The following is a 15346-nucleotide window of genomic DNA, read 5'->3' on the forward strand; positions in this document are numbered from 1 at the left end:
ATAATGTTAACAGCTTTATTATAAGCTTGCTGCCGATCGAGTTGATGGTTTTTTATTAAATCATTAATATATTCCTCAATGAAAATATCGCAATATAAAATAATTTCATCTTTATAACAATTCCTCAGCGTTATCATGCAGTTCTCCGTTCATTTCAGCAATCGAAAAATTCCTAGCGCACTATTTAAAACTAATGTAACCAATATTATATGAAGGTGTAAACACACTAACAGACAGCCTGAAGAAAATCATCAGCTAAATTTTCAATCAGAATAAAACACTAAAAACACCAACGATCAAAAAACTTAAAAAAACTGATTCTTAGCATAATTAACCTGAATTCTGGTCACATATTCAAGGTGTTATTCTTCATCTATAATGCTTATTTTGCGAGATAGTATATATGGTCACAGTGGAAGTGAAATGTCAGTTTGGTCACTAACGTTATCGTTGCTTAGGGAGTATCTGCTTTGTAAAATGGCTTCTGATCGTGGTGTTTTTCTGGGACAGGGGCGATAAGTTCGAGTGGATCTCACGTTACACGCATAGTTCAGGAATAAAAACCTTTAATAATCAGATTGATGGAGTTATCTATCGATATAAAATGGAATTTTTGTCATAAAATCCTTCCGAAAAACCCTGAATGATATTATGCTGCATTCGGTTGTGCTAAAACAGAAAACTGATTGTGATTAATGCGTTGTATCTCTTCGTCCAGTTCAAGCAGTAGCTAAGGCCAGAATTTCTGAGTTAGTACGTCTTGGTATCACTAGCCCACGGAATCAATGTCAAGATTCCAAAGTGGCTCTTACAAAAACAGTGACCCTTACAAAACACAGTAGCCAAAACAACTTATTTTTCCCGCAAAAACGATGATCCCGAAAATGATTGGGTAGTCATGTTTGTTATTTTTCCACACTTTAACTGAACGAAATTCAAAAAATTATTCATTGATCCGGTTAAGACATCAGGATGTCATGCAATCTGATCTGACTTTATCCAATACGAAAATATGCAGGGTCTCTGGCATCGCTACCGTGTTGAAAAGATTGAGAAGGTATGAAGATGATAATTAGTGAAGTGGTGGAGTCAGACAACGGCTCTAAAAAATATTTACTGTCGGCAAGTGATTCAGATTTAAGAAAAAGTGTTGAATCCACATTTTTTAAGCATACCGAACAACATTTGCCTTATCTTTGTATTTCCAGCCAATATGGTTGTGCCGTTGGCTGTGTATTCTGCGAAACTGGCAGGCAGAAATCATTGGGGAATATGACGACAGAACAAATAGTGCAACAGGTCTTATTATGTCGTGAACATTTATTTGATTCCGGATCATTGGGAGATAATCAGGAACTCAATACGATTCTGTTTGCGGGTATTCGCAGTAAATATCGAATTATGTAATCTTCTATGGCTTGGAGTTATTACATTCTGGGCCGCTATCAGTATTTATCCGCGGCGCAAACTTTCACTCGGTGTCTCTCCATAACGTGCTTTATATTCAGCACTGAAACGCCCCATATGTGCAAAGCCCCAACGCAGGGCAACTCCCGTAACATTGCTTGCTTCTCCCGCAATTAATTCTGTACGGACATGTTCCAGACGCAGATTGCGTAAATACTGCATCGGGCTGATATCCAGAAACTCCCTGAAACCGGAATAAAGGCTGCGCAGGCTGACTCCCGCGACCTGAGCCAGTTGTTCAGCGGTAATGGGCTCGTGGGCGTGAGCCTGCAAATATTCCTGTACCCGCCGCACATGCCGTGGCCGGATAGAACCTCTGTGGTTAGCGGGATCACCACTGTAATTATGTTGATGTGCGGAAAGCAGGGTGACAGAAAGTAATTGTTCAATCTGAGTGGTAATGAGCTTATATTGCAGGATATCTGGCACCTGAACGGTACATTCAAGCAGGTAGAGCATCAGACAGCGCCATGTCTGGCATCGTTGCCATTCGAATCCCAGTTCAAATATCAATGGTTGCTCCAAAGGATGCCCCAATTGCCCGACAAGAGTTCGTTCCAGTAATGAGCGGGAAATTCTCACCATAAACTGATCGTTATCAGCATTCCAGCGCATGGCAGTATGTTGATCCGGGCTGAGAACGGAGGCCAGATTCGGGGTTGAATCAATATACTGGCCGCCACTTTCAATCGAGGCACAGCCTGATAACGGCATTTGGATAAGAAAAAAGGAATCCAGCGCACCCGGTGTAATTTCAACATTTGCGCCATAATGCAGGCGGCTGATGGAAAAATTCCCAAAGGGTATGTAGTACATTCTCGAATGTAGTTTTCGGCTGCTACCCAGCATATTAAGCTGATGGGGCTTCATCACCCGCCCGACCATTGATCTTGTTTCATCAAGATCACGGGACGAAAAAAGCAGATGTTCCGGAGAACTGAGGTGAGACTCAATCGCAGATACAGCACATCTGGAGTCCGTACACCTTGAATCGGAGCTTTTATTATCAACGTATTTATTATCAATGTAATAGTTGTGCCACGGATTGCTCGTCATTATCAGAAACCTCATAACGTCATACCCGTCGTTTCTCAGGCCGTAGTTTTGATTAACTCCCGAAATTCATAAGGTATATACAATGTTCTGATAAGCAGTATCCACATTTTTTCTAAATGGAAGCTATATCATCGTGAATATATTCATGAATGGGCGACGAACATAACAATGTCATTACCATCATCGGGATTCCCCGCTGATTACAGAATGATGACGAGTGTAGTATTAGTTGAAATATGGCGGACGGAGACTCATATTTTGGGAGAATTAGGCAAATTATTCTGAACAATCATTGGGGTTAAATTGGCTCCCCTGCCTGCCAGACAGGGGAAATAAGAGAGAAGTCATTTAACCGTTTTTGTTGCTATTTCGTCTGCTATGTCATTTTCATCTTCGCTGACCGTAAACCACGGATAATACTGTACTCGACGCAACCCATCTTTAGCAGTTTTCACCGATATTTCCCGTCCAACCGGATCATAATAATGAGTGTCGGAATAGGCGTTTTTGCGGGAACTGTCATCAGCGACATAACGCCAGTCGTTCAGATAATAAGGCTGATAAGTACGTATAACCTGCCCTTTGTTGTCATATTCAGTCCGTCCGGTCACTGCCCAGCGATTTGCCGTTGGCTGAGGCTCAGAAATAAGTTTACCATCATGATGGCGCTGCCAGGCTTCACCTGCTTCATGACGAATTGAGGATTGTAATACACGTCCGAAGCCATCACTGAATGCCACCTGCTGGCGAATTTGCTGTTCGGCATCAGAATCATAACGATCAGTAGTCAATGTTAGGCTGTGTGGGGGTAAACGGGAAAGTTGTGCTAACTGTCCTTTCAGCAGGGTATGATTTGGTTGCTTCTTAATCCAGTGGAGTAAAGCAAGGATACGGATATAACCATCATCAGTTAAAATTTTTTGTTGATCCAAAGCCTCCCAATCAGAAGAGTTGATCAACGAATCAATGTCTTTATTTTTTTCCGAGAACATCCAGCTTAAAGGATAATAAAGCTGGTAGTGCGCGACGGGTAAAGGTTTACCTTGTGTCACTAATTTTTTGATGGTGGCATCACAATCGGATGCGAGTTGCTCTGCTGTTGGGAAAGGTACATTTTGAGGTTCGGAATAACCCGCGGTTTTACCGTCTTCAGTACCCCAGAAACGCTGGGTTGTTAAACGTCCAAGTGTATCCAGCGTGATAAAATGATGGTTATCATTAATATCAATAAGATGAACGGGCAACAAAAAACGCCAGTCGTATTTTTTTACTTGGGTAGTGAATCCTGCCGCATCTTTGGTTTCTGTGACTACACAGTGATGAGATGCCCATGTTAGCTGGCATTGACCTGTTAACAGTGAATCTCGTTGTGTCATTGGACGCCAGAATTCTTCAGAGCGACCATAGCTGGTGTAGCCTTGACAAGACACCCAGATTTTAGGGGTGTTTTTCTTATCTTTTTCCTCTTCATCAAAGGGGACGAGAGTTCCTTCCTGATACCCTCCTTGTGTTAAAAGAGCATTACGTTTTTGCTCTGGCATTTTACTATCGAAAACGGATGATAGTTGCGATTCGGTAAATATTGCGGTTTCAGTAAAAGCAACTAATGCCTGGGGTGTAGGTTGCGATATCGGCTTTTCACCGCAGCCATTAGTATAGAAGGTTCGTTGTTGGCCTAGGTATTCCCACGAAGAACTCTTTGAGTTCAGGAGAACAGTTACCTTTTCTAAGGTAAATCCATGGGTTGGAGTTTCATTCTCGTCATAAACAAAAGCATCCTGACGTGTCTCATGGGGTAATCCCAATACTCGAGTTTCAGTATTAACCAAATGGTGCCAATTGAATAATTGTTGATTCAGTCTCAATACTTTTTGCTGTTTATCATCACTGTCTTCTAGCAAATTGGCGGGCAATGATAATATTTTGGCGTAACTCTGTTTTATGTCAGAAAGCGGTCTGCGTGGATATTGAATGCTGATTTGCTTTAATGGATAACCATATTTATCCGTTTTCAGGGTAATACTCTGGTGGCATTGAGGATCACTGCTGATGCGCTCGTAGTGATATTGGCGGCTTTCTAATACGGAGGTCTGATAAATAAATTTATTATCAGCTGCGTGAATTCGGCGAACTTGCGAACGGTATTCGTTGACCGTGTAGGGAATAGATTCTTGTCGGCTTTCATCCAATCCATACAGCTCACTGCGTAATAATTGGCCTTTTAAGGCACGATTGAGCCAATAACTGTCATTTTGCTGAGTGACAAGAATATCAAGATCATCATTTTTTTCCCAAACTGTAAAACGCGGGTGAAATAAATTAAATGCTTTTTTATCTTCCTGCCAGAATTGAGCTGATAAATTATCATCGACAGCAGGTAACCCTGTGGCGTACCAACTTTTGTTCAATGCAGGAAATGCGCGTTTTGATGCACTGTCTTTCACCTGTTCAGATACACTGCTTCGAGCACGTTTGTTCGTATCACGTTGTTCAACATAGCCAAAACCACGAAATTCGCGTTCACGACCATCCCAGACCCCATATTTGTACCTGACTTCATTAATGAGTTTATTCCCGGAAATTTCATCGGTAATTTCGGTTTGCCATAACGTATGTATCGGGAAAGGCAAATGACAAACAGCTTTTTTGCCTGCAATGATTAAAGCTTCTTTTTCGTCCAGCCAGAACTGGGCAGAACTGCGATAATGCAGGGTATGATGAGCCCCCATATTATTGTTCATTTCATTCAACAGCCACGGTTTTTGTCTGACGAAGTCATAACGCCAGTGCTGCGTACTGTTCTGTTGTCCACCATAAGCCTGACTCAATATCAGGCTGGCAACACCCAGTCCCTGAATATCGGCGATTTGTAGCTGACTGATGTTATCAAAGCGTATATTTTCGGGAAGTGGCAAGAGATACGGCTTTGCAAAATGATTTCCGCTTTGGTTGATAAAAATTTTCAAATGATCAGTACAGGCATAAATTAAATCTGTTGTGCCGCTGCCATCGATATCAGCCAGATAAACGTGATCGGGATTAAAATTATTTTCTGGAAGATTAAACCCCGATAGAGTGATCGGTTGCCCAAAGTGGCCTTGCCCCAAGTTTGGCCAGCAGGTAACGCCAGTTGCATTGATTTTCACCAGATGCGCCTGTCCAGAGCCGAGAATATCACTGAATGCGACTAATTGACGGGCATCCATTCCCGGTATTGGTAATGTAATTCCCTCTGATTGGATCACGGTTTGCCCGGAATTAAATCCTTCACGTTGATTGGCGTATAAACGAACGCTTTTCGGACCAATCATTACAAGGTCTGATAATCCTGTACCGATGATGTCTGCCAACTGGGCACGAGGATGGAAATATTCTACCGGCAGAGCATGGATCGGCGTGAAATTTGTCCAGTTTCCGTCAGGGCACTGGCTATAATAGCCCTGTAGCCCAGAGCCGGTAATCACCCAGTCCAGTTGTCCGTCACCATTGATATCAAACAGACTGGCATTTTCTTGCAGGGAAGGAATGGCAGGCAGGGACTGAATGTCCCCCCAAACGACAGCATCAGGTTGGTTTTTATCAGAGGATCGCTGTGGCGCCCGATACCACCAAGCTCCGTGTTCCTGATATAAAAGCCCCGGAATGCCTTCACCTTTAAGATCGACAAATTGCCAATGTTGATGAGGATAAAAACTGGCTGGCATTTCCATCGGTTGCCATTGTGTTGGCTGTTTAAGCTCAAAAGGCTGATAGCCTAATTCCAGTGGTGGCAGGGATTGAAAAACATCAGATTTGTCTTTCTCGATTTCATGACCGACACGTTGGATCATCGTTAATGTGCTGGCAACCTGTTTTTCGTCATATTTCAGTACTAAACGTGCAACAAGCGCTATCTTATCTATGCTGTTATTTTTGGCAGAAGAGTCCAGTTGCTCAATGTCGTGATACATCAGAATTTGGCGGCATAAACGACGTGTCCGTATTTCAAAGCCATATTCATAACGTGAGAAGCAATCTTTACGGCATGGCCAATTTTTTGGTGAGACAAAAGCAGGTTTATCCTTTAGATGAGAAGAACGTTCTCCGTAATCAAAGACCAGATGAAACAACCAATCATCAGTTGATATTTTTTTATCGCGATCCAATCCTAATAATTCACCACTGGCCTTAATATTACCGTAATGTACTGCGGTCAGATAACGTTGGGCACTCGATTTTGGATGTAACTGAGTCTCCGTGAGACTACATGCCATATCGTTTTCACAACGATACTCATAATAAATTTGCTCGCCGTGGGTTGAAACGGAAGATTCAAGTAACCACTGCGCGGTTTGATGATTTTGTTGATGGCTGGAAATTCTTGCTCCGGTATTTTTACCCAGCAAATGTTTTTGTCCATCAGCACCATAGATAAGCCAAAAATCATCTTGTTGCGGTTTGGTTTGTGATTGCCAATATTCGAAGCGATTAAATTGCTGTTCCTGTCGGGAACAATAACCTGTAACCGTGTAAGTATCCTCTAATTTAACCCCTTGCAGCGAAGAAGCAGAGCGAATATCCGGTTGTTGTTCTTCATTTAATGCAGCAACCAATACTTCCCCGTCTGGTCCCAGAAAAGTATCGGTATTGTTATAATGTGGAACGCCTTGGCTGGTGCGTCGACGAATGGACATAACGGAACAATTCCATCCTAATCCGAATGGGCCGTTACCATTGCCACTGTTGTAATTCAGACTCAATGAAGGTGCATAGCCTCGTCCCGCTGAAATAGGTAAGGGCAGGGAAATATTTGCCATACCATCAGGGCCGGCTGGTGTCATCGCTTCACCCATACCCGTTATATTGCCACCACCTTTAGGCAGAGATAATTCGGTAACGTTAAATGTTGATGATTTTTTCATATACGGTTCCTTGCCGATCCTGCGGAAATTGCAGGATCGGTGTTAACTCTATCTCAGTGGTTTATTGATTAATGGTGTAACGGATATGTAAAATAATGTCGTTCAGGCTTTGTAATATTGCCTTCTGTTTGCCCGTGGCATTTGGGAAACTTAAAATGAGCGTTCCTGTGTCATCAACAGGAATACCTTCAAATGGCAGGAATTTGCCATCATTGAAATCCAGTTGGAATTGGCCGCTATCATTTAAGCCACGAGAAATGGCCAGTGATTCACAACCTTTTGCCAGATTGGAATGGCTGCCACCATAGGATAAGATAGCCTGAATATCTTGATATGGGCCAAGCAATGCAGGCAATGTCACGCTGATCTGTTTGATACGGCGGGTTCTGTTTTTGAATTGAGGGTAATCGTCACTGATTTTCAGGTCGGCCAAAGAAATAGAGGCTTGTAGTGATGTCAGTGAATTAGCATTCTCTAGCTTCAAGGTATTACCATTTTGACCATAGTTGCCTTTGCCATCCCGCAATAGCTCTGAAACTTTATCTGACAGATTGAATTTATTATTTTCAGATAGGTTATTATAAACATTTGCCATAGACACGGTACGTTCTACTTCTAACGCTCGTTGCTCATAGTGTAAATGGCTATCTTCCATTTGTGCCAGATTAAGCATCAGGGTTTCTCCAGCCAGCAAACCTGCGTAAGTCCCTTGCCATGCACCCGGTTTGATAAAACTTGCTTCGAGCTTATTGGTTTCCCAACGATATGCCTGTTCTGCCATTAAACAACGGGAAACAGTCAAATCGTAGAATTGGAAGTAAATTGCTGCCAAACGTCCGCGTAACCAGTGATAAAGTGCCTGATTACTGAATTTGGTCTGCATGAAACTTAATTGTGCTTCAGTCTGTTTCTGTTGAGTGGTCAGGTTTTGTTTTTGCAATTCAGCAGACTCAGTACGAACTAACAGAGCGGCTAACTGAGCATCGATTTGCTTCAATTCTGCATCAGCATTTTTATACTGAATTTCCCACTCTTGGCGACGGCGACGCCACGCTTCAGATTGTGCCACTGTATCCGCAGCAATTTGTAGACTACCTGCAATCACTTCGCTACCAATCGCGATGGCATTAGTGATTGCACCATAACGAGAGCCACCGACAGCCATTCCGTAGATATTGGGCACCATTTCCAGAGCTGCGCCTGCCATATATAAACCTTTTGTTCCCAAGGAGATGCCCTGAGACGTTGCTCTCATCTCCATGGCTGATTTTTCACCGGCATTAACGTCTTCTTCATATAAGCCGTGATAATGGTCATAGCGGGATTGAGCACCTGCTTTGGATTGCTCCAGAACGGTTTTTTCTTTAGCCAGTTCTTCAATGGCTTTATCCTGTATTTTCAGGGTAGTCAGCATTAACTCTTTGGCCTGATTATGCAGCAGAGCATTGAGAGCCTCCGCATCCTGACGCTCAATAATGGATTGTAGGGTCGAACCAAACTGGATCAGGTGGCTAACCATACCACGGGCATTTTCCAACATGTGCGGGAAACGCCATAGCGGCATAAAAGCTGGCGGCATTTCATTGCCACCCTGTGAACTGCTCACCGCAGCACTGAGCTGTGCTTTAGGATCAGCAGATTTAGCATAAATCGGCAGATAAAGCGGCTGACCATCAATCGATAAGTTATGGCGTAGGTTATACAGGCGTTGTTTCAGTTTTTTCCAGTAATCAAGCATGACCTCGTTGATTTGTGGCAGGAACAGTTTGGTGAGGCTGTTTGCAGTATATAGTGGTTCAGACACTTCTGCTGGTGGTATTTCTTTATGTTGAGCCGCAGCCAGTGCCAATGTATGGGCACGCTGTGTTGTTTGGCTGGAAGCACTTTCCAGTGTGGGTTCAGACCAAATAGAATTCATTGGCAGAGACGGCATATCTCCCAACAAATGTAAGGCTTGCATATACCACATTTTGGCTTCATTCAACGTATCACGCTCAAGTTGGCGGTAAGCGTGATCACCGCGAGCCAGCAACAAATCTAGCGTACGCATAAAGGTCGCAACCTTATAGTGTGTTGGATCATGCTGGGCAATGGCATCAGGATCGACAGAATCCAGTGGATGGCTGTTCCAGTTGGTTTGTTCCAGTAAAGGGCGCACATTCCAGTGGTAATCTTTATGATGACCCTGCACGGTATAACCGGATGGGCTAAAGACATATTTCAGCCAGCGGTTGGCTTCGTCAAAGTTTTGTTCTTGTAAAAGGCGCTGTGCCACCATCATCGGGGTGTAATAGAACAATTCCCAGAAATAGAGCGCATTTGCCCCACTGAAATCCATTTCAGTTTCGGCTGAGTCGGCTATTCCCGGCTCGTGAATTTTCTGCGTTTCTATATTCAGAATGGTATCGATACCATTACCCGCTAATTTGATTAACTGATGGGCAAATAATGTATTCAGACGAATTGAGTCTTTACCCCATTTCATATATTGCACACTATTTGAGTCATGGTGCAGAAAAATAGGGGCGTTATCCTCTGATTCAATTTTCTGGTAGACAGTCATATTAAAGGTTTCAGAGCCTAAATTACGATTGTCTTTTGCTACTGCGCTAAAAGTAATTTCAATATTTGCTTTATTACCTGTGAAATTCAGTTTAGAAACATCAATCTCAGCAGGAGAAAATGAATAAACGATATTCTTTAAATTTTCTGGGTTCTGATCTTTGATATGTTCCTTGCCAGTAAAACTCGTTATGTCATTACCACCTGATTTTATGGTGATTTTTACATTATCAACATCGATACCAGTATTTATTGTGACGGCGTTTTTGACATAAGTCTGCGAATAGGTGATACGATCCCGCTCACGGAAATCAGACCAAGGCCAATCGAAAGGGTCACGTCTTCTTTCCCAAGACTGGGGCCAATAAGAATCACTAGGGAAAGGAAAAGATTGTAATTCATGAGAATCAACATTGCTATAATAAGTGCTCTGTTGTTGAGTAAGCATGATGGAGAAATCCTTATTGAATATATCTCCACTGTTATTTTTATTATCTATAAACCCTTCATGATCGCTGAATTTCCCACTATCCTTGTTTGAACCACCATGAAGACGGACGGATGCATAATGTTCACCGCTCTTTTTGTTGCCTGCTATTGAGAACAGTAAGCGATTCGCATTGTTTCCATTATGCTGATACACAGGATAAATATGAGGTGTGCCCTGATTGATATTGGTATAGATTGTGAATTTATCGCCAACCTTGCCATGCTTTATCATCAGGTCGCACTGTTTCTTTAATGCCGTTGTTTTTCCACGATAAGCAATACATATTTTGGGGGAAAGAGACATTTTTGAACCAGTCAGTGAAATATTTGAAATACTTCCCCCGCTGAGCTGAGTTAATCCATATTTTCCCCAACTGTTGGAATTGCTGTGTCCTATTGAAGTTCTGGATAAAGTGTATTGACTCTTTGTGCAAGGGATATTCACTCTTTTGATATCGACAGTATCAAAATGAGTATGACCACTGGCATGATAATGACCCCATTCCTTCATCTCTGTTGCATTCATATCAGCAGAGATACATAACCCATGAACTTTTTTGGAATTATTCTTATAGTCTTTAGTTTCTTTTTCAGTCTTATGCAGCATTGCCAGTAAGGTATTATTATCTGGGCAATGCGCACAATATAAACTGATAGAGTCATTATTTTGTGTCAGTAAATTGATTGCTTCCTTGGGGAGAGTAAATACCAGTGGTGCATTCCAGGTACCGTCATAACGGATATAGGCTAATTTAAGCTCATAGTAATAATGTTTTGTTGCGTTTTTTAATTCATTTTGTTGCGCTTGTTCTTTTTGTTCCAGCCATACCAGATAGAGACGAGATTTATAAATCACGGGATGGAGAAGAGCACGGTGTGGATTGATTGGGCAATCAATTTTATGCCATTCACTCCACGCATTGGCGGCAAATTTACCTTCTGAGAATTTACTGTGATCAACACTACGCCAGTAATATTCACCCACTTCTGTTTTGCTTTGCCCAATAAAGTAAGTCAGCCCTTCATGATTATGGATATGGTCATGATAAGCACTGACAATTTCCAGATTGGCAATTTTTTCAAATTCGGTCAGATAGGTTTTAAAAGCATCTTCCACGGTATCCGTATTTAACTGACTCTGGCTGATGGATTGCAGTAAATTATCCATCATATGGGTCTGCCCGATACGCATAGTTGGATCGATATAGTTTTCCGGATAGTAAACTAACTGGGAAACACCGCTCCAGGTGCTGTAACGTTTATTGTATTTATCCCAATCCATGAAAAATTGTCGGGTGGTGACATCAGCCTTAAATCCGTCAAGTTCCATTTTTTGCAAGGCACGGTTGATATAGAGCTGAATACTACTGATGGCCTCAGCAATACGGGTCGTTTTAATGGAAGCAGAAACCTGATTGTCTATTAATAAGTGCTGATAGAGATCCTCACGGGTATTGATATGGAGGGCAGAATCGGCAACCTCAAGGATATAGTACTGACTTAATGCGGTACTACGTACTTTATCAAGGTAATCATTCAGGGTATTGGTTTTCTGGTTATCCAGACCAGCTCTCAGCAAAGTGGCTGCTTTTTGCCAGTTAGCATACTCAGGGTTACGATGCAAATCTACCAATGAAGCCAGATGCTGAGGGGGAATATTGAATGTTTGTGAGAGATTAACCCATTGCAACGTCGCATCGATTGACGGCCAATTGGTGAGGATAATTTCTTGTTCTTTACCGTCCAGCTCCTCCAGGAAATTTTTGATAAATTCTTTCAGATTTTCTAAGGAATTTAACTCATTCAAGTCGTCCAGCATTTTTTGTGGATTTTTCAGAAAATTTTTCAGAAGATTTTTCAGGTGGTCTTTTTTTAAATTTTCCAGATAATTTTTCGGAATTTTGGGGTCGTTTAGATCTTTCAAACCCAACATAATGTATTCTAGTTCTTTTCTCAAACCTTCCAGATGTTCAGGATGCTTAAGTTCTTTTGTATTTACAGAAGGAAATGCCTGAATATTAGCCTGTTTCAGCAGTTCTATATCCAGATTCATGGCATGGGCTAATTGTTCTGCGGTCAACGTTTGTTTTGTAAACTCGGTCAATATGACAGAAGCCTGCTCGCCCAGCGAATGGAACCAATCAGAAAAACGGGTGAGTGTGATCAATGAAAACGGAGTGCGTGTTGTGTCGGATGATATACCAAAATATTCAGGCGATTTCACAAACAATTGGAATGCGGTTTCACCCAAATCAAGGGTACGATAAATCATCGCCAGTTGTGCCAGACAGTGGCAATACTGCACAGCGTGTTCCTGAGTGACAACAGAATCTTTATTTTCTGAATGATATTTGGGGTTCAGCCAGCTCCAGAATTTTTCCGCTGTCATCTGACCGTTTCCGGGTTTGAGCTTATCAGCCCACAATAAAATAGAATGAGCGACATTCTCCGAGGGCAATTGCAGGGAGGCGGCAATAAAATGTGCCATTTTTTCTAATAAAACAGGCTTAGTGGTTTGATTCTTAGCATTATCTAAGCTTTGTAAACCATGTGAGACCGTATCATGTAAACTCTGAATTTCTGGTGTCAGGGTTTTATCATAGGTATCAGTTGTCATTAAAAATAACTGATAGACATTCCATTTCTTGGTCTGTAACCACTGTGTGATGGTATAAATATTATCAATTAATTCTGCCAGATCGTTATTATTCATCCCTGATAAGAAGGCATCATTCTTACCCAGTGTTGTCAGCAGTAGCTTTAATTCAACCAGGTTTAATTGGTGTGTTTCTGCCAATAACTTAGTCCGATACAATGCAGAAAGGTTTTCTTGGTTATTAACAAAGAATTTTCCTTTATGACCAATTGCAACGTCTAGTAGGTGATAAAAGGCGATGTCATCTACATTAAAGGCGCGCTTTAGTATAGTTTTATACCGTTCCGGTGTGTGACTTGATGTGAAATCAATCTCTTTGTTATCGGTAGAAAACGTATCATTATCCAATAATGGCGTGTTAAACAAGCGATCAAACTGGCTGGATTGACTTTTATTAGCTTTAACAGAAATAACGCTATTGCATAGTACAGTTGCTTTTTCAGCAGTAATACCATAGCGATGCATATAAGTATGTGGCCGGAAAAATGTATCCATAACCCTTTTTTCTATTTCCTGATTATCGGAAATATCTTTAAGGGATAATGGGATTTTTATCAAACGTGATAGCTTGATTTTATTGAATAGTTTTACTAGATTTAGTTGATCCTTTTTAATCAGATTGGTTATCTTAAACTCTGATGATGCTACTATTTCCTCCTTAATTGACTCTGAGTCAGGTTGCTTAAGCAGTATTATTTTGAAATGACTTAAAGAAAGAAAATCGATAGATAAATTCTTTACTTGATCGCTTATATCAACTTCTATGGTTATGTTTTTATCTATATTTTCAGTTGGATTTAATTCTACTGTGGCGAGATAGCCATAATTGTCTCCTTCATATTCAAAGCGAGGAATTAAAAGCTCTGCTCTATAATAAGTGGTTAGTTTTTTCAGCGAGCATACCAATTTGTAGTGATTATCTCCTTGAGGAAATAGTTCAATAACATTTTCTTGATGGTAATATGATAAATCATACCTTTTAATCGTTTCTTCTGAATCTATGTGCGTTCTGGTAATTTCATAACAACCAATTGAATTGTCTTTTCCTTTTACAGAGATAGTAAGCTTATTATCGATATATTGTTTTTTCTGTTCAGGCGATTCGTTTACACGGGAAAGAATCCCAATTTCTTTAAATTGCTCGATTTCTTCGCCACTAAACTTAATTGATAGTCTTTTTAAATGGTCTGGAGTGACTGCCGTTTCTGGTAAAACATCACCAAAATATTTCTTAAAAAGCTCTTCGGCATTCTCTTCGGTAACATTTTCAGGAAGTTCCTTTTTTAGGTTCTCAAACGCGACTGGAGAAATAGTATTCTGCATTGCCAGTAAAGAGGCGGGAGGTAGAAATTTAGCCACAGCAGGGGATGCAGTAAGCTGTTTCAGCTCAGGATCGTGTAAATTTATCGCTTGGCGAACGGTTTCATAAGCATTATGATAAGGAGCGAAATCTGTAGCCCGTATAGTAGAAAGGTGTTTCATTACAGCGGGTTGATCTTCTAATCCCCGTTTCTTCTTAATGCCTTCCAACAATAATTCATTGGACAGTGACAAAGTAGAAATTTCTTTATCCATATTCTGCTGGCTTAATGCCAACGTGCTTAAATCAGGGCGACGTTTATCCAGATGATAAGGGGAATCTTCAGCATGTAAATTCCGTGCCTCGCGATAAAGCTCAGTCAAATAGGCCGCGGGTGAAAACATTGATGCGACAGAACCCGGAGCAACAAATTGATTAGCTCGGTCACCGAATTCATTTTTATAGCTATATTGAACAGCATCAGAATTATTCATTGCCAGATGAATGGCATTCTGTAATTGTGGGTTAGCACGAGAAAGTAATTTAGCTTCATACAGGCGATGACTTTTTTGATCTTCTAATGCATTGTCATATAAAGAACGGGTTTCTGACCAAGAGAGATGTTCACGGACTTCCTGACGGAATTGTTCAAATGAGCGCTGACAAATATCCGAAGAACAATAAAATCTACATTTATTTCTCAAAGCCTCTGGGATTTGTGCGTGAAACTTATTCATTTTTATTTCCTTTAAATATAGGGGGGCTTATCGTATTTCTGTAATGGAAATACAATATGAAAGACAGGGTTTAAATACTAAAAAAGGAGTATTTAAATCCTGTTAATGGTGATGTGAATATGCAAAAGATATAATTTTTATTAGAGAGGAACTATAACAAAGGGTTATTGAATTATGC

The 15346-nt window shown here is 41.1% G+C and carries 4 protein-coding genes; 1 reads left to right on the top strand and 3 read right to left on the bottom strand.

The genetic code is table 11. The annotated features are described in order from the left end of the window. Positions 1–1065: 1065 nt before the first annotated feature. On the top strand, positions 1066–1407 hold the full coding sequence (locus AACX68_RS01195) for a hypothetical protein (protein ID WP_339389251.1): 342 nt from the start codon (positions 1066–1068) through the stop codon (positions 1405–1407). A gap of 45 nt (positions 1408–1452) precedes the next feature. Here the strand turns inward: AACX68_RS01195 and AACX68_RS01200 are convergent, their stop codons facing one another. The 3 genes from AACX68_RS01200 to AACX68_RS01210 all read right to left on the bottom strand — a co-directional run bounded on the left by AACX68_RS01200 (position 1453) and on the right by AACX68_RS01210 (position 15168). Further along, positions 1453–2523 (bottom strand): AraC family transcriptional regulator, encoded by a 1071-nt coding sequence (locus AACX68_RS01200; RefSeq protein WP_228860360.1) that lies wholly within the window; start codon positions 2521–2523, stop codon positions 1453–1455. A gap of 344 nt (positions 2524–2867) precedes the next feature. Further along, entirely contained in the window at positions 2868–7424 is a 4557-nt protein-coding gene (locus tag AACX68_RS01205) for a SpvB/TcaC N-terminal domain-containing protein (protein ID WP_228860361.1), read from the bottom strand. A gap of 61 nt (positions 7425–7485) precedes the next feature. Next, the gene (locus tag AACX68_RS01210) at positions 7486–15168 is read right to left on the bottom strand and encodes a Tc toxin subunit A-related protein (RefSeq protein WP_228860362.1); all 7683 of its coding nucleotides are present in this window, start codon (positions 15166–15168) and stop codon (positions 7486–7488) included. Positions 15169–15346: the final 178 nt, after the last annotated feature.

The organism is Xenorhabdus sp. PB61.4 (assembly GCF_963894935.1).
GTDB classification, from domain to species: Bacteria; Pseudomonadota; Gammaproteobacteria; order Enterobacterales; family Enterobacteriaceae; genus Xenorhabdus; species Xenorhabdus stockiae.